The sequence below is a fragment of the Mesorhizobium sp. B2-4-15 genome, from assembly GCF_006658505.1.
GTDB lineage: Bacteria > Pseudomonadota > Alphaproteobacteria > Rhizobiales > Rhizobiaceae > Mesorhizobium.
In genome coordinates, this window is record NZ_VFUZ01000007.1 from 41,843 (window position 1) to 56,835 (window position 14,993).

At 63.1% G+C, this 14,993-nt stretch carries 17 protein-coding genes; 9 read left to right on the forward strand and 8 right to left on the reverse strand.

Translation table 11 applies throughout. The annotated features are described in order from the left end of the window. Window positions 1-112: 112 nt before the first annotated feature. Window positions 113-868: a flagellar biosynthetic protein FliO gene (locus FJ930_RS10520; protein ID WP_141837385.1), complete on the forward strand. Its 756-nt coding sequence runs from the start codon at window positions 113-115 to the stop codon at window positions 866-868. Between the two features lie 158 nt (window positions 869-1,026). Here FJ930_RS10520 and dksA read toward each other — a convergent pair whose 3' ends face one another. Next, window positions 1,027-1,443, reverse strand: a complete 417-nt coding sequence (gene dksA / locus FJ930_RS10525; RefSeq protein WP_006202025.1) for an RNA polymerase-binding protein DksA — start codon at window positions 1,441-1,443, stop codon at window positions 1,027-1,029. A gap of 250 nt (window positions 1,444-1,693) precedes the next feature. On the opposite strand from dksA, the gene FJ930_RS10530 reads away from it, so the two are divergent. The 4 genes from FJ930_RS10530 (at window position 1,694) to FJ930_RS10545 (ending at window position 5,517) form a co-directional block, all read left to right on the forward strand. Next, window positions 1,694-2,197 (forward strand): histidine phosphatase family protein, encoded by a 504-nt coding sequence (locus FJ930_RS10530; RefSeq protein ID WP_141837387.1) that lies wholly within the window; start codon window positions 1,694-1,696, stop codon window positions 2,195-2,197. Window positions 2,198-2,273: 76 nt separating this feature from the next. Next, the gene (locus FJ930_RS10535) at window positions 2,274-3,752 is read left to right on the forward strand and encodes a YcjX family protein (RefSeq protein ID WP_141837389.1); all 1,479 of its coding nucleotides are present in this window, start codon (window positions 2,274-2,276) and stop codon (window positions 3,750-3,752) included. Continuing rightward, window positions 3,749-4,843: a YcjF family protein gene (locus tag FJ930_RS10540; RefSeq protein WP_141837391.1), complete on the forward strand. Its 1,095-nt coding sequence runs from the start codon at window positions 3,749-3,751 to the stop codon at window positions 4,841-4,843. The genes FJ930_RS10535 and FJ930_RS10540 overlap by 4 nt, the downstream gene beginning before the upstream one ends. A gap of 122 nt (window positions 4,844-4,965) precedes the next feature. After that, window positions 4,966-5,517, forward strand: a complete 552-nt coding sequence (locus tag FJ930_RS10545; protein ID WP_141837393.1) for a hypothetical protein — start codon at window positions 4,966-4,968, stop codon at window positions 5,515-5,517. A gap of 169 nt (window positions 5,518-5,686) precedes the next feature. On the opposite strand, the gene FJ930_RS30385 is transcribed toward FJ930_RS10545, so the two are convergent. Then, window positions 5,687-5,833 (reverse strand): hypothetical protein, encoded by a 147-nt coding sequence (locus FJ930_RS30385; protein WP_246676866.1) that lies wholly within the window; start codon window positions 5,831-5,833, stop codon window positions 5,687-5,689. Window positions 5,834-6,135: 302 nt separating this feature from the next. Here FJ930_RS30385 and FJ930_RS10555 point away from each other — a divergent pair, with 302 nt between their 5' ends. Then, window positions 6,136-7,971, forward strand: a complete 1,836-nt coding sequence (locus FJ930_RS10555) for a monovalent cation:proton antiporter-2 (CPA2) family protein (RefSeq protein WP_141837395.1) — start codon at window positions 6,136-6,138, stop codon at window positions 7,969-7,971. Window positions 7,972-7,985: 14 nt separating this feature from the next. Continuing rightward, entirely contained in the window at window positions 7,986-8,531 is a 546-nt protein-coding gene (locus tag FJ930_RS10560) for a DUF924 family protein (protein ID WP_141837396.1), read from the forward strand. Between the two features lie 7 nt (window positions 8,532-8,538). On the opposite strand, the gene folK is transcribed toward FJ930_RS10560, so the two are convergent. From folK to folP, 3 genes are all read right to left on the reverse strand, one after another. Then, on the reverse strand, window positions 8,539-9,051 hold the full coding sequence (gene folK, locus FJ930_RS10565; RefSeq protein ID WP_140739878.1) for a 2-amino-4-hydroxy-6-hydroxymethyldihydropteridine diphosphokinase: 513 nt from the start codon (window positions 9,049-9,051) through the stop codon (window positions 8,539-8,541). Beyond that, window positions 9,035-9,394, reverse strand: a complete 360-nt coding sequence (folB, locus tag FJ930_RS10570) for a dihydroneopterin aldolase (protein WP_140612433.1) — start codon at window positions 9,392-9,394, stop codon at window positions 9,035-9,037. The genes folK and folB overlap by 17 nt, the downstream gene beginning before the upstream one ends. Before the next feature lie 97 nt (window positions 9,395-9,491). Beyond that, a complete protein-coding gene (gene folP, locus FJ930_RS10575) occupies window positions 9,492-10,352 on the reverse strand; it encodes a dihydropteroate synthase (protein WP_141837398.1) in 861 nt (286 codons plus the stop codon). Between the two features lie 99 nt (window positions 10,353-10,451). On the opposite strand from folP, the gene FJ930_RS10580 reads away from it, so the two are divergent. Together FJ930_RS10580 and FJ930_RS10585 are read left to right on the forward strand one after the other, a co-directional pair. Continuing rightward, window positions 10,452-11,075: a DUF922 domain-containing protein gene (locus tag FJ930_RS10580; protein ID WP_181763340.1), complete on the forward strand. Its 624-nt coding sequence runs from the start codon at window positions 10,452-10,454 to the stop codon at window positions 11,073-11,075. A gap of 222 nt (window positions 11,076-11,297) precedes the next feature. After that, window positions 11,298-12,779, forward strand: a complete 1,482-nt coding sequence (locus FJ930_RS10585) for an MDR family MFS transporter (RefSeq protein ID WP_141837402.1) — start codon at window positions 11,298-11,300, stop codon at window positions 12,777-12,779. Between the two features lie 88 nt (window positions 12,780-12,867). Here FJ930_RS10585 and FJ930_RS10590 read toward each other — a convergent pair whose 3' ends face one another. The 3 genes from FJ930_RS10590 to FJ930_RS10600 all read right to left on the reverse strand — a co-directional run bounded on the left by FJ930_RS10590 (window position 12,868) and on the right by FJ930_RS10600 (window position 14,769). Next, on the reverse strand, window positions 12,868-13,899 hold the full coding sequence (locus FJ930_RS10590; protein WP_141837404.1) for an NAD(P)/FAD-dependent oxidoreductase: 1,032 nt from the start codon (window positions 13,897-13,899) through the stop codon (window positions 12,868-12,870). An 81-nt stretch (window positions 13,900-13,980) separates the two neighbouring features. Continuing rightward, window positions 13,981-14,301, reverse strand: a complete 321-nt coding sequence (locus FJ930_RS10595) for a 2Fe-2S iron-sulfur cluster-binding protein (RefSeq protein WP_010909663.1) — start codon at window positions 14,299-14,301, stop codon at window positions 13,981-13,983. 99 nt (window positions 14,302-14,400) lie between these two features. Continuing rightward, the gene (locus tag FJ930_RS10600; protein WP_140739885.1) at window positions 14,401-14,769 is read right to left on the reverse strand and encodes an Hpt domain-containing protein; all 369 of its coding nucleotides are present in this window, start codon (window positions 14,767-14,769) and stop codon (window positions 14,401-14,403) included. Window positions 14,770-14,993: the final 224 nt, after the last annotated feature.

The following is a 14,993-nucleotide window of genomic DNA, read 5'->3' on the forward strand; positions in this document are numbered from 1 at the left end:
GCCGGGCGTGGAGTGTTTCGAGCTGTTCACGATGCGCGAAAGGCAACTTGCGGTGGCCAGCCGCAACGGTCTAGTGTCTCGTCACTTTCCAAAAACCGATCAGGGGAAACCAATGCAGTGGCTGGATAGCGTGGCGGGTCCCGGTTATGCCGCGGCACTCCTGTGGACCTTCGCGGCGCTGATCCTGCTGGTCATCGTTCTCATCATCATCAGGCTCGTCCGCAACCTGACCTTCGGCACGTTTGTCGCCGGGGGCCGGAACCGCAAGACGCGGCTCGCCGTCATGGACGCCACCGCCGTCGACAGCCATCGCCGGCTGGTTCTGGTGCGCCGCGACGACATCGAACATCTGCTTCTGATCGGCGGCCCAACCGATGTCGTCGTCGAACGTGATATCCGTCTGGCTGCCCCCCGCCGTCCGGCGCTGACCGGGGACAGCGGCCTGCAGCCCGTCCCGGCCGCGGCCCCGGCGGCAAAACCGCGGCCGCCTCAGCCGGCTCCCGCACAGGCACCGGCACGGCCGGCGCCGGCTCCGCAGCCGGTGGCTGCACCGCCGCCTGTCCGCCCGCGCCCCGCCGCTCCACCGCCGGCCCCTGCGCCCGCACCGAAGCCGGCGGCTCACCCCCACCAGTCGACCAATGTCACGCCGCTGCCTGCCTATGGCTCCGCCAACGCCAGCGTTGTCAAACACGCGCCGCCGCCACCGCGGCAGGAAAGCATCGACGATACGCTGATGAAGGAGCTCGAAGTCTCGCTGGACCAGCCTCGCTCCGGCGGCCCGGTGACCAAACCGGCTGCCAAGGCGCCGCAGTCGCTCGACGATGAGATGACCAAGCTTCTGGGCGAACTTTCAAGCCAGAAGAGATGATTGTCGGCCAAGCCGGCCGTCAGCTCGAATTTGGCCCGGTGGCGTTAGCTTTGGTTTGTTTGGGGAGACCGCCCGTCAACAAAAATGGCCGGAAAGTCCGGCCATTTTGATAGTTGCCTCGTCGTGAGCTGCACTGAGCGCGGCCCGGAAGCGACGCATCAGTCGTCGCGATAGACCTTTTCGCGGCGCTCGTGCCGTTCCTGCGCTTCAATCGACAAGGTGGCGATCGGACGTGCGTCGAGCCGCTTCAGCGCGATCGGCTCGCCTGTTTCCTCACAATAGCCGTAAGTGCCTTCGTCGATGCGCTGGAGCGCCGAATCGATCTTCGAGATGAGTTTTCGCTGACGGTCGCGGGCTCTGAGCTCAATGGCGCGGTCGGTTTCCGAAGAGGCGCGATCGGCAAGGTCGGGATGGTTGGCGTTTTCTTGTTGCAGGATTTCGAGAGTTTCACGCGCTTCGCGCAGTATGTCATTTTTCCAGGTGACGAGCTTCAGGCGGAAGTAGGATTTCTGCCGCTCGTTCATGAACGGCTCGTCTTCGGAGGGTACGTAATCGGCGGTAACGATGTCGTTCATTCGACTCACCCAAACAGCCCCAAATTTGGCGCTTATATATTCGCCACCCGACGCCTGCACAAGCGCAATCGGCCACCGGGTCACGCAATTGTTAAAGTGCCCCGACGGCCTTGATCGGAGCAAGATCAAGCTGTTCCGGCGATAGGGCGCCGGTCTTATTCGTCGCGCCGGAGAACACGAACCATTGTGCGCCGGGCCGTTCTTGTGGCTAATCGCGGTGCGACTGGCTTTCGGCATCATGGGGGGTTGGGTGAGCAGGCTCTATCTGTTACGGCACGCCAAGGCCGGCTGGGCACAGCCCGGGATGCGCGATTTCGATCGCCCGCTCGACGCATCCGGCCGCGCCGATGCCGACTTGATAGGCGCCGCCATGCGGTCTCGCGGCTATGTTCCGGACCTGACATTGTGCTCCAATGCCAGGCGCGCGAGGGAAACGCTCGAAGGCCTGGCCGGCCAGACAGACACCGGCAAGGTCCTGTTTTTCGACACGCTCTACAGCGAAGACGCGGCTGGTTGTCTCAGCCTCATCCGGGAGCACGGCGGCCCGGGTTCATTGCTGGTCATCGGCCACAACCCGATGACGGAGGATCTTGCCATGGCGGTTTCAGGCGACGGCGACGCGACGGCACGGGCCATGCTCAATTATGGCTTCCCCACTTCGGGGCTGGCGGTCGTGCGTTTCCTGGATGATCTGGCAAAGGCAGCCCAGGAAGCGGGTTATCTCGAAGCGTTTCTGACACCGGCCGATCTTTGACGTCGATCTCCGGTGCCATTTCAAAGCCGGGTTCCAGAGCCTATATCGGACGGACCGAAGCCCGAGAGACCGCATTTTGGCATCATCGCTGACCACCTTCACCGACGAGGCGAGAATTGCCCTCGATACGCTGTCGGGACGCGCCACCGGGCTTTTTTCTCCGTCGCTGCGATTGGGTGTCACGGGCCTTTCGCGCGCCGGCAAGACGGTGTTTATCTCGGCCCTCGTCCACAATCTTATCCACGGCGGACGCCTGCCGTTGTTCGAGGCCCAGAAATCCGGGCGCATCGCGCGCGCCTTCCTCGAAGAACAACCCGATGACGCCGTGCCGCGCTTCCAGTACGAGGACCACATCGCCGCATTGGTCAACGACCGCGTCTGGCCTGATTCGACGCGTGCCATTTCAGAACTGCGGCTGACGATCGAATATGAATCGGCCTCCGGCTGGAGCCGTATGTTCTCTTCTGGCAAACTGTCGGTCGACATCGTCGACTATCCCGGCGAATGGCTGCTCGACCTGCCATTGCTGGGTAAATCCTTCGCTGATTTTTCGCGCGAAGCCTTCGAAATGGCCGCGCTGCCCGTGCGCGAGGATTTGTCGCGGGCCTGGCGGGCGATCTCCGCCGAGATCGACCCGAACGCCGACGCCGACGAGATGACGGCACGCCGCCTGGCCGAAAGCTTCGCCGCCTATCTGAAGGCCTGCAAGCTCGACGAAAGGGCCCTATCCACCCTGCCGCCCGGCCGCTTCCTGATGCCTGGCGATCTCGAAGGCTCACCGGCGCTGACCTTCGCACCGCTGGCCGGCCTCGACGACAGGCGCCCGCGTAGCGGCTCGCTGCAGGCCATGATGGAAAGACGCTACGAAGCCTACAAGACGCATGTCGTCAAACCCTTCTTCCGCGAGCACATCACGCGTCTCGACCGCCAAATCGTGCTGATAGACGCCATGCAGGCGCTGAACGCCGGCCCCGGCGCGATGGCCGACCTGGAGCGAGCGGTGACCGAGATCCTGGCCTGTTTCCGTCCCGGCCGGGGCAGCTTCCTCACCGACCTCTTTTCGCGGCGCATCGACCGCATCCTGGTTGCAGCGACCAAGGCCGATCATCTGCACCATGAAAGCCATGACCAGCTGCAGGCGATCGTGCGGCGACTGGCGGATCGCGCCGTGGCGCGGGCGAATTTTACCGGAGCCGACGTCGACGTGGTCGCCATGGCGGCGGTGCGCGCGACGCGCGAAGGCACGGTCAAGCAGGGCCGTGAGACATTGCCTGTTATCATCGGCACGCCGATAGCCGGCGAGAAGATCAACGGCGAAATATTCGACGGAAAGACGGAGACAGCCATATTTCCCGGTGATTTACCGGAGAAAATTGATGCGGTGTTCGATCTTTCGGGGCCCGACCACAGGCAGGATTCCGCGGACCCGGCAATCCGCTTCGTCCGGTTCCGCCCGCCAAAGCTCGAATGCACGGCCGAGGGTGTCACGCTGTCGTTGCCGCATATCAGGCTCGACCGTGCCCTGCAGTTCCTGATCGGAGACCATCTGGCATGACCGAGCCCCGCAAGCCGGCGGCATTCCGCATCGAGCCGGAAGCCGGGACGAGACAACAGAGACAAGAGGCGCCAAGGGCGCGCCAGGCGGAACCGTCGCGCAAACCCCGAGTCATGAAAGCCGATGTTGCGCTGGTCATACCGGCCGAGGTCGATGTTTTCGACGAACCCGACATGATTGCCGCCGAGCCGCCGCCAGCGATCGCCCCCAGAAAACGCTCGCTGTTTGGCAGCATCTTCTTCGGCGCCATGAGCGTGCTGGTTTCGCTGGCTGTCGGCTTGTGGACCGACCAGCTGATACGCGATCTCTTCACCCGCGCCGAATGGCTGGGCTGGCTGGCGGCAGGCATGGCTGTTATTGCCGTGCTGGCGCTTCTGGTAATCCTGATCCGCGAGTTCCTGGCGATTGTGCGGCTCGCCGAAGTCGAAAACCTGCAAAAGCGGGCGCTCGATGCCATCGCGCGCGACGATCCCAAGGCGGCACGATCGGTGGTCGACGAGCTTTCGGCTTTCGTCGCGGCCAAGCCCGAGACCGCTGCCGGCCGGCGCGCACTGGCCGAGTTGCGCGGCGAAATTATCGACGGCGGCAATCTGGTGCGTCTGGCCGAAGCTGAAATTCTGGGCCCCCTCGATGCCAGGGCGAAGGTGATGATTCTGGAGGCCGCCAAACGCGTCTCGCTGGTGACGGCGGTGAGCCCCCGTGCGCTCGTCGACGTCGCCTACGTCGTGTTCGAGGCCGGACGCCTCATTCGCCGCCTGTCGGAACTCTATGGCGGACGGCCGGGAACGCTGGGGTTCTTCCGCCTGGCGCGCAGCGTACTGGCGCATCTGGCGGTCACCGGCTCGATCGCCGTCGGCGACAGTTTTGTCCAGCAGATCGTCGGTCACGGCCTGGCGGCGCGCCTCTCGGCAAAGCTTGGCGAGGGTGTCGTCAACGGCATGATGACGGCGCGCATCGGCATCGCGGCGATGGAAACGGCACGCCCCCTGCCCTTCAGCGCCGCAAGACGCCCGGGCCTGGGCGATTTCCTCTCGGCACTGACATCGTTTGCCGCCAAGAAAGATATAGAAACGGCCAGCTCCGGCAAATAACGCGCTGCTATCAGGGACGGCGAACAGATTGCGGTTCGAAGGCTCGCAGTGACGAAGCATTAACCAATCTTGTTCATGGTCGAACTGGTTTCAAACAGCCTCGTTGTTGCCGGGTGTCGTCGATGAAAAGCGTAATTCTGTCCAGCGTCCTGCCCCTGGCGGCCGCGATCACAGCAGTCGTCGGCATTGCCTCGGCGGCTTCCGCCGCGGAACCGGACAAGCAGTTCTTCCATTCGGCCGAAGGCAAGTGGGTCGGCCCGGGCGAGATCGTCGCCGGCAAGTACAAGGGCACCAAATTCAACTGCAGCTTCACCGGTTCCACGCCCGACGGCACGATGGGCATGACGCTCGATGGCGGCTGCCGGGTCGGCATGTTCACCCAGCCGATGTCGGCCAAGATCGAGCGCAAGGGCCGCGACTACAAGGGCTCCTTCATGGGTGGCTCTGCCGGCGCAGGCCTCGATATCATCGGCGGCAACGTCGTCGACGCCCGCAAAGTGGTCTTCACCATCAACCGCAATCAGTTGCGCGGCGTCATGCAGGCTCGCATTCCCGACGACAATTCGATGACCGTGACGGTCGCGGTCCGCGTCCAGGACCAGTTGGTGCCTGTCATCGGCATGAACCTGAAGCGCGTCGACGCCGTCGAAGTCGGCTCCATCGCGCCGGACTGAGCGCTTATCACGTCCTGTCCCGACGTCCCCCAAAAACAAAGGGGCGGCAGCCCATCGCCACCGCCTCCCTCAAACAGTCGAACCGGGCGTCAGCCCTTGATCGCAGCAGTCACTTCGTCATAGGCCTTGCAGGCGTCGGCCGGGTTGGTTGTGCCTTGGTATTTGGTCGTCACCGCCTGGACTTGGCCGTCAGGTCGGCTGCCTTGGACGGATCCTTGGTGATCGCTTCCTGCAGCGCGGCGGCCATGTCCTGCGCTTTCTTGGTCGCGATCTCCGTCGTGCACTCAGGCGCTTTCGAACAGGCTGAACCCCGCAAGCACCGCCATGCCGACGGCAACAAGCAAAAACTTCTTCATGTCAGTCATCTCCTCAAAAAGGGCTCGACTCGATCGTCGCTCACCCTCTAATGGCCGAAGCCGAGCGGGCTTAACCTCCGATTGCGGCAAGATGCAACGCGGCGTCAGCCTCAACTTGTGTAACCTGGCTGCAACATTGCCAGTGCTCCGGATTCGGGCTGTTCGATCCCCGCCGAAGCCCCTATCCTTTGCCCTGGCGACCAGCCGTGGCGCCTTGATCCCGACCGCACGTGCTGTGGTCCCAACGAATGGAACGACAGGCATGGCGGCAGAGGCATCGGGCAGCGATCTGGTTCAGGTGGTGGCGCTGCTCGCCGCGGGTGTCGTCGCCGTCCCCATCTTCAAGCGCATGGGCCTCGGTTCCATTCTCGGCTATCTCGCAGCCGGTGTGGTGATCGGCCCCTTCGGCCTGCGCATCTTTTCCGAGTCGGGCGCCATCCTCCATGTCGCGGAACTCGGCGTCGTCATGTTCCTGTTCATCATCGGACTGGAAATGCAGCCGTCGCGCCTGTGGGGCCTGCGCCGCGAGATTTTCGGCCTCGGTGCGCTTCAGGTCGGGGTCTGCGCCGTCTTGTTGACAAGCGTGGGAATGGCCGGTGGTTTTCCAGTCTCGCAATCCTTCGTCGCCGGCGCCGGTTTCGTGCTGACCTCGACGGCGATCGTCATGCAGCTTCTCGAGGAACGCGGCGAAATCGCCTCGCCGAAAGGCCAGCGTATTGTCTCCATCCTGCTCCTGGAAGATCTGACTATCGTGCCGCTGCTGGCCCTGATCGCCTTCCTGGCGCCAGGCGGTGCCGATACCAGCCTGTCGGAGCGGCTGACCGAGGTCGGCATCGGCCTTGCGGCGATTGTCGGGCTGGTGCTGGCCGGACGCTATCTGCTCAACCCCTTCTTCCGCATCCTGGCGGATGCCCGTGCCCGCGAGGTGATGACGGCCGCGGCACTTCTGGTCGTGCTCGGATCGGCCCTTGCCATGCAACTGAGCGGCCTGTCGATGGCGATGGGCGCGTTCCTGGCAGGCGTTCTTCTGTCCGAATCGACCTTCCGCCATCAGCTCGAAGCCGACATCGAGCCGTTCCGCGGCATCCTGCTCGGCCTTTTCTTCCTTGCGGTCGGCATGTCGCTGGACCTGCATGTGGTGGCGGCGAACTGGAAGCTGATCGCCGTCTATGTCGTCGCCTATATGGTGATGAAGGCTCTCGGCATCTACATCGTCGCCCGCGTCCTCAAGACAGGCCATCGTGAAGCGCTCGAACGCGCGGTCTTTATGGCGCAGGGCGGCGAATTCGCCTTCGTCCTCTATTCCGCCGCCGCTGCCGTCGGCATCATCGACAGCCAGGCCAACGCCACCCTGACGGCGATCGTCATCATCTCCATGGTACTGACGCCCTTGGCGATCATCGCATTGCGGTACGTCACCCCGCGCGACGAGCAGTCACTCGATGGGGTCGATGTCGCCGACGGCCTGACCGGCAGCGTGCTGGTCATCGGCTTTGGCCGTTTCGGCCAGATCGCCAGCCAGCCCCTGCTGCTGCGCGGTATCGACGTATCGATTATCGACAATGACGTGGAGATGATCCAGGCGGCAGCCGATTTCGGCTTCAAGGTCTATTATGGCGACGGCACCCGGTTGGACATCCTGCATGCCGCCGGTGCCGGCCGGGCACGTGCCGTGCTCATCTGCGTAGACAAGCCCGATGCCGCTGTCCGCATCGCGGAACTCGTTAAGGCCGAGTTTCCTTTGCTGACAGTCCTGGCCCGTGCCTTCGATCGCGGCACCGCGCTGCAGCTCATCCGCGTCGGCGTCGACTATCAGCTGCGTGAGACTTTCGAATCGGCACTGGTTTTCGGCGGCTCGGCCCTGGAGTCGCTTGGTGTCGATCCCGAAGAGGTCGCGGATACGATCGAGGACGTCAGGCGCCGCGACGCCGCCCGTTTCGAAACCCAGCTCGCCGAAGGCATTCGCGCCGGACAACGTTTCCTGAGAGGCAACATCGGCACGCCCATTCCCACCCCCCTCACCCAGCCGCGCCGCACCGGCCAGGCCCTCAATGAAGAGACGGCGGGCGTTCTGCACAAATCCGAAACCGCCGATTGAACAGGGAAACAAGCATGGAATTGGACAGCAGAGCCCTGTCGGTCACCAAATTCTGGCGTGACGCCGGCGAGGATGCCTGGTTCGAGAAGAGCGACGCCTTCGACACCGCGTTTCGCGACCAGTTTCTCGACCTGCACTACGCAGCCGCTCGGCGCGAGTGCGATGACTGGTCAAACCACGCCGAAGGCTCCCTGGCCCTGATGATCCTGCTCGACCAGTTTCCGCGCAATTGCTTTCGCGGCACCGGCCACATGTACGCCACCGACCCGCTGGCAAGGCATTTCGCTGAAAAAGCTGTCATGGCCGGCCAGGATCGGCTGCTCGAACCGGAGTTCCGCGTGTTCCTCTACCTGCCATTCGAACATTCGGAACTGCTCGCCGATCAGGAGAGGTCGGTGGAACTCACCCAGGCCCATGCGCCGGACTATCTCAGATACGCCGAAGAGCACCGCGACATCATCCAGCGCTTCGGCCGCTTTCCGCACCGCAACAGGATGCTTGGCCGCGAAACCACGGCCGAGGAAAAGGCATTCCTGGATAAAGGCGGTTTCTCAGGCTGACGCCTGCCTACCGCAGCCACCAGTCACGGCCGGATGGCAAGCGCTCGATGCCGGCCGCGTCGACGACGCCCAGGCGCTCCGATACACTTCGCCCACCAACGGCAAGATCCGGCGCGATCTCGGCCAGCGGCGCCAGCACGAAGGCGCGCTCCAGCATGCGCGGATGCGGCACTTCCAGCCCGGTCTCGTGGATGATGCGGTCGCCGAACACCAGAATGTCGATATCGATCAGCCGGGGCCCCCAGCGCTCTTCGCGCACACGCTTCAGTCTGCGCTCGGCATCGAGACAGAGATCAAGCAGCGCCCGCGGCGAGAGCCGCGTCGACAGTTCGGCGGCCGCGTTGAGAAAATCCGGCTGGTCGAGCTTGCCCCAGGGCGGCGTGCGGTAGAGCGATGAGACGGCTGTGACGCGCGTCTCCGCATCGGCATCGAGAATACGCAGCGCCGCGGCCATCGAGGCCGCCGGGTCCCCCAGATTGCCGCCAAGGCTGAGGTAGACGGTGTTACTCGGGCCAGACAACGGTCACCTCGACGTAATCGAGCACGCCGGGCACCGGCGCGTTTGGCTTGCGCACGGTGATTTCGGCCTTCCTGATCTGGGGAAACCGCTCGGTCAACGCCTTTGCCACCTCCATCGCCAGGGCCTCGATCAGAAAACGCCGCTCGCCGGTGATGATCTTCTCGATCACCGCGAAGGCGATGCCGTAATTGACCGTTTCGCCGATGGCGTCGTCGACAAGCGCGCGTCCGGGTTCGACCGAAAGCACCGCGTCGACATAGAAACGCTGGCCGAGCGTCTCTTCCTCGTCCAGCACGCCATGCCGGGCAAAGAAAGCGCAGTTCTTCAGGCGGATGACATACATGGCTCAGCGTCCTGGTCTATTAGAACGACGTGGGTCCACCTGGACGCACAAATACGCTCTAACACTTTTGAATCTACGCATCGTGCTTGCCGCAAATCTATTCCGGTTTTCGGGCCGATGTGGCGGTTTCACGCGCCAGCATAGCATCCGCCACCGCTAGCGCGTCCACGTTGATTGCGACATCATGGACGCGAAACAGATGTGCGCCCTTGAGCCTGAGAATGACACTGGTCGCAGCCGTCCCGATAGCGCGGTCGGCTGCATCGCGGCCAGTGACTGTACCAATGAAGCGTTTTCGCGAGGTGCCGGCCATCAACGGAAAGCCGAGCGCATGGAGTTCGGAGAATCGCGCCATCAGGTCGAGGTTTTCCTCGGCCGTCTCCTTGGCGAAGCCGAAGCCTGGATCGAGTACGATATTGTCGTCGGCCACACCGCGCCCGCGGGCGATCTCCAGCGATTTTCCAAGGAATGCCAGTTGGTCGGCGATCACATCGGGCAGCTTCTCGCGATCCCGCCCGGTATGCATGACAATGAGCCCGGCGCCGGTTTCGGCCGCGACACGCGCAATGTCGGGCTCGCGCTGCAGACCCCAGACATCGTTGACGATATGCGCGCCGGCAGCCACCGCAAGCCGCGCGGTCTCGGCACGATAGGTGTCGACGGAAATCAGCACGTCGGCTGAGCGGGCCAAAGCCTCGATCACGGGCAGGATACGCGCCTGTTCCTCGCTGGCCGATATCGCGCCGGAACCGGGCCGCGTCGATTCTCCGCCGACATCGATGATCCCGGCCCCTTCCCCGACCATGCGACGGGCCTGGCCCAGCGCCGTTTCGGGTGCATCAAACAGGCCACCGTCGGAAAAACTGTCGGGGGTGACATTGAGAATCCCGACGACCACGGCCTTGCGGCCAAGATCGAGATGGCGTCCATGGGCCAGCTGCCATCGCCTCGCCGTCATTGCTCGTCAACCATGGGCCTATCAAGGATGTGCGATCCGCATCGGATCAATTCCGTTGCGCCGGCAACGGCCGTAAAGCAAGGTGACCGAAGAGGCAACATGATGAAACGATCCCTGCTCTGCGCATTGCTGCTTGCCGCGACCGCCATTCCGGCGGACGCGGCCAATCTGGTGAAGACATACAGCTATTTTTCCGTTGGCGGCAGCACCCTCGACGATATCGAGGCGCAGCTTTCCAAACATGGGCCGCAGGTCAAAAGCACGGGCTTGCGCCATCCTGGCGCGACCCAGATGGCCTTCACCACTCGCGTCAGCTACGCCACGCGTGCCGGCTCCTGCCGGATCGCGGATGCCGTCGTGACCATCAAGGTCAAGGTGATCCTCCCCGAATGGCGCCGCCCACGCAAAGCCGATGCCGATGTGCGGCTGTTCTGGGATACGCTGGCTGCGGACATCAAGCGCCATGAGGAGCGCCATGTCGAGATCGCCAAGAACCATGCCCGCGAACTGGAAGACGCGCTGAAGGCGACGTATCCGCAGAAGGATTGCGATGCGGCAAAGGCCAAGGCCGCCGAAATCACCGCCGCCATTCTCGCCAAGCACGACCGCGCCCAGGTGCAGTTCGATCGCGTCGAAAGCGTCAATTTCGAAAGCCGCATCCTGCGGCTCCTGCATTATCGCGTCGAGCGCATCGAGAACGGCCAGCTGCCGCCACCGTCGTGAATTCCTCGGCATGCGCCGGTGCAAGCCAACCGAGCCGAAGCGTAGTGCCAGCTTCGAAAAATTTTCGAGCGGCAGTCGAAATCGGCCTATAGGGAACGACATATCACGGGTTGACAGGGCACAACCCTCGAAGCACGAGCACCAGGACCGATCGCACGGCGGATGCATCAGGCAAGCCCAAGCGGTGATCCCAACAGTGCGCAAGTACATGGACAAAGGACTATGGACCAGGCTGTCGACAAGCAGACAATGGCGGCTGCAGCCACACCGCTGACCGAAAGCGAGAAGAACGCCATCATCGGCGGCGTTCTCCTGTCGATGCTGCTGGCAGCGCTCGACCAGACCATCGTCGCGCCGGCAATGCCGACCATCGGACGCTCTCTCGGCCATGCCGAATACCTGCCATGGGTCGTCACCGGCTATCTCTTGACCGCAACCGCCGTGGCGCCGCTCTACGGCAAGATTTCCGACGTCTATGGGCGCCGGCCGACCGTCTATGCGGCGATCCTCATCTTTCTTGCCGGCTCGCTGGTGAGCGCACTGGCTCCCAACATGTTCGTCCTGGTCCTGGGACGCGCGGTCCAGGGTGCCGGCGGCGGTGGCCTTTTCGCATTGACGCAGACCGTGGTCGGAGACCTTGTCCCGCCGCGCGAGCGCGCGCGCTACGCGGCCTGGTTCTCCGGCACGTGGGCCGTCGCCAGCGTCGCCGGGCCGCTGCTGGGCGGCACCTTCGCGGAACACCTGCACTGGTCGCTCATCTTCTGGATCAATATCCCGCTTGGTATTTTGGCGATGGCGATCATCAACAAGCCGCTCAAGAAGCTGCCGATCGCCGCCAAGAATCACAGCATCGATGGTCTTGGCGCATTGCTTCTCATCGTGGCCACGGCACTGCTGCTGCTGGCGCTGAACTGGGGCGGCAGCGCCTATCCCTGGATATCGCGGGAAGTCATCGGCGTCCTGATCTGCTCCGCGCTTTTCTGGGTTGCCTTTGCCCTGCGGCTGATGCGGGCGGCCGAACCACTCATCTCGCTCGAGGTGCTGGGCAACCCGATCGTCCTGGCCGGCACTCTGTCGATGTTCCTGCTGCAGGCCTCCAGCGTCGGCCTTGCCGTCTATCTGCCCGTCTATCTGCAATCGATGCTTGGCCTGACGGCCAGCGAATCGGGCATTGCGATGCTTGGCCTTCTGCTTGGAACCGTGGGCGGCGCGGCCTCCAGCGGCCGCCTGATACCACGCTTCACCCATTACAAGCGCATCGCGATGGTCGGCGTCTTCTTCGCCATTCTGTGCCTTGGCTTGCTCGCCCTTGTCGCCGGCCATGCATCGCTGCTTATCGTCGAAATCCTGACCATCTGCGTGGGATTGGGAACCGGGACGACATTTCCGGTAACCACCGTCTCCGTGCAGAACGGCGTCGACCACATGCATCTTGGCGTCGCGACGGGCGTGCTGACCTTCCTGCGTTCGCTGGGCAGTGCATTGGGGGTCGCAATGCTCGGCGCCGTCGCTCTAGGCTTTGGGCTGCCGCTGGCCGGCGAAGGCGTGCAGACGGCTGGACATGTTGCGTCGGCCCAACCCTTCGTGATGATCTTTCTCGTCGCGGCCGCCACCTTGGTGCTGGGGCTCATCACGCTGGCGCTGATGCCCGAGAAAGAGCTTCGCGGCCATGTCGACACTCCGGCGCCGATCCTGGCGGAGTAGAGTGGCAGGAAAGGGCTTGGTGGTTTCGCCGTAAAGCAATTCCCAGGAACGTGTGACGCGGTTTTCCGTCCGGAATTGCATCAATGCTCTAGCCGGAAACGCCAAGCTTCTTCTGCAGGCTGGTGGACGAGGTCGTGTACTGGAACACGATTCGCTCCCCCGGGTTGACGATGCGTTTGGCCGCCTGCGCCATCAGCGCCACCTCGTGGAATCCCGACAAGATCAGCTTCAGCTTGCCCGGATACCAGTTGATGTCACCGACGGCGAAGATCCCGGGCACCGAGGTCTGGAACTTCTCGGTATCGACCGGGATCAGATTCTCGTGGAGGTTGAGCCCCCATTCAGCGATCGGCCCGAGCTTCATCGTCAGGCCGAAGAACGGCAGCATGCGCGTGCAGGGCACTTCGATGTCGCCGTCCGGACCGCCTTTGATTGTAGCCGATGACAGCAGCCCGTCGGCGCCGGCGAGCCCGCTCACCTGGCCGACCCTGAATTCCAGCTGCTTCATCTCCTGCATGGCGTACATCTTGTTGACGCTGTCGGGCGCCGCGCGGAACTCAGGCCGGCGATGCACCAACGTCACGCTTTTGGCCACCGGCTGCAGGTTGAGCGTCCAGTCGAGTGCCGAATCGCCACCGCCGACAATGACAAGGTCGTGGCCGCGAAAATCCTCCATGCGCCGCACCGAATAGAAGACGCTTTTGCCTTCATAGGCTTCGATGCCGGGAATCGGCGGGCGTTTGGGCTGGAATGAGCCACCGCCAGCGGCGATCACCACCACCTTGGCCTCGAACATCTCGTTCTCGTCGGTAGTGACGCGAAAGCTGCCGTCTTCCAGTGTCTCGAGGCTGGAAACCATGCGGTTGTAGGTGAAGTCAGGCTTGAACGGGTGGATCTGCTCGAGCAGCTTGTCGACCAGTCCCTGTGCCGAGATCGAAGGCCAGCCGGGGATGTCGTAGATCGGCTTCTCCGGATAGAGCTCCGCGCACTGGCCGCCGGGCTTGTCGAGAATGTCGATCAGGTGGCACTTCAGGTCCAACAGGCCGAGTTCGAAGACGGCAAACAGGCCGACCGGCCCTGCCCCGACAATGAGGACGTCTGTCTTGATGATGCCGGTCATGCGGTGTGCCTCGCTGCTGGATTGGCGCGAGACTGCATGACCGCCGGCCTGCTGCCAAGCGGCGGCAGGAAAAATCGGCTTTCAGCCCTGGCGCTCTGGTACCCGCACCACCAGGCCGTCGAGTGCGTCGCGCACCTTGATCTGGCAGGACAGCCGCGAGTTCGGCTGCACGTCATAGGCAAAGTCCAGCATGTCCTCTTCCATCGCTTCCGGCTCGCCGACTTCCGCCGTCCACGCCTCATCGACATAGACATGGCAGGTTGCGCAGGCACAGGCGCCGCCGCACTCCGCCTCGATCCCTGGTACGGCGTTGCGGATGGCGTTTTCCATGACCGTCGAGCCGTTTTCGGCATCCACGTCGAACTGTGTGCCGTCATGGGCGATGAAGGTCAGCTTGGTCATTTGTCACCTGAAGGGAGTTTCCGCCGAGATAATCACTCTGGCAGACAAGTCAACTGCCGCGCGAAAGCGCCGCTCGGTGACGTTTTTCCGCAAACTGGATCAGCGACTGATGGCGGCGATGAAATCGCGCACTTCGTCGATCAGCGTGCCAAGCCGCTTCAGTGTCTGGCCGTCATCAGGCCGACGCTCGATCTCGGTGGCGCAATCGGCGATGGCGAAGGCGCCGACACCGCGAGCCGACCCCTTCAATCCATGAGCCAGCAGAAGCCGGTCCTTGAGGTCGGCATCGACTATTTTGTCGCGCACCGACAGCGCCTGCTGTACAAACAGCGCCAGCACTTCCTGCTCCAGGCTGCGGTCACCCATCGTCTGCCGGGCAAGGTGTGCCAAATCGACCGGCCTGGACCGCCCCGTTCCCGATACGTCGCCCCCGGGCATTGAGAAGGCAATGCCGCTTTCGCCACGCATGAACTCGAACTCCGTTTTCTTCGGCCGCCTGAAAAAACTAGGCGAATCCAATGGACAACGGGTTAACGAATGGCCCGGAAAAATGTTGCGAAAACGGCGCCCAAATCACAGTTCCGTTAACCTTATATTTAAAGTTTTACGTATCCCGCGGAATGCATGTTTTCTTTACCCCCCTGTGTCATTACGATACGAGGGTCCATTTTCAGCCTCCTGCGCGGGGGTAC

Bases quoted from the DNA above. Each gene is read 5' to 3' on its own strand.
- FJ930_RS10540 (WP_141837391.1), top strand. From the start codon at position 3,749: ATGACCGAGCCCCGCAAGCCGGCGGCATTCCGCATCGAGCCGGAAGCC.
- FJ930_RS10545 (WP_141837393.1), top strand. From the start codon at position 4,966: ATGAAAAGCGTAATTCTGTCCAGCGTCCTGCCCCTGGCGGCCGCGATC.
- FJ930_RS10590 (WP_141837404.1), bottom strand. From the start codon at position 13,899: ATGACCGGCATCATCAAGACAGACGTCCTCATTGTCGGGGCAGGGCCG.
- folP (WP_141837398.1), bottom strand. From the start codon at position 10,352: ATGACGGCGAGGCGATGGCAGCTGGCCCATGGACGCCATCTCGATCTT.
- FJ930_RS10520 (WP_141837385.1), top strand. From the start codon at position 113: ATGCAGTGGCTGGATAGCGTGGCGGGTCCCGGTTATGCCGCGGCACTC.
- FJ930_RS10580 (WP_181763340.1), top strand. From the start codon at position 10,452: ATGATGAAACGATCCCTGCTCTGCGCATTGCTGCTTGCCGCGACCGCC.
- dksA (WP_006202025.1), bottom strand. From the start codon at position 1,443: ATGAACGACATCGTTACCGCCGATTACGTACCCTCCGAAGACGAGCCG.
- FJ930_RS10585 (WP_141837402.1), top strand. From the start codon at position 11,298: ATGGACCAGGCTGTCGACAAGCAGACAATGGCGGCTGCAGCCACACCG.
- folB (WP_140612433.1), bottom strand. From the start codon at position 9,394: ATGTATGTCATCCGCCTGAAGAACTGCGCTTTCTTTGCCCGGCATGGC.
- FJ930_RS10600 (WP_140739885.1), bottom strand. From the start codon at position 14,769: ATGCGTGGCGAAAGCGGCATTGCCTTCTCAATGCCCGGGGGCGACGTA.
- FJ930_RS10560 (WP_141837396.1), top strand. From the start codon at position 7,986: ATGGAATTGGACAGCAGAGCCCTGTCGGTCACCAAATTCTGGCGTGAC.
- FJ930_RS10595 (WP_010909663.1), bottom strand. From the start codon at position 14,301: ATGACCAAGCTGACCTTCATCGCCCATGACGGCACACAGTTCGACGTG.
- FJ930_RS10555 (WP_141837395.1), top strand. From the start codon at position 6,136: ATGGCGGCAGAGGCATCGGGCAGCGATCTGGTTCAGGTGGTGGCGCTG.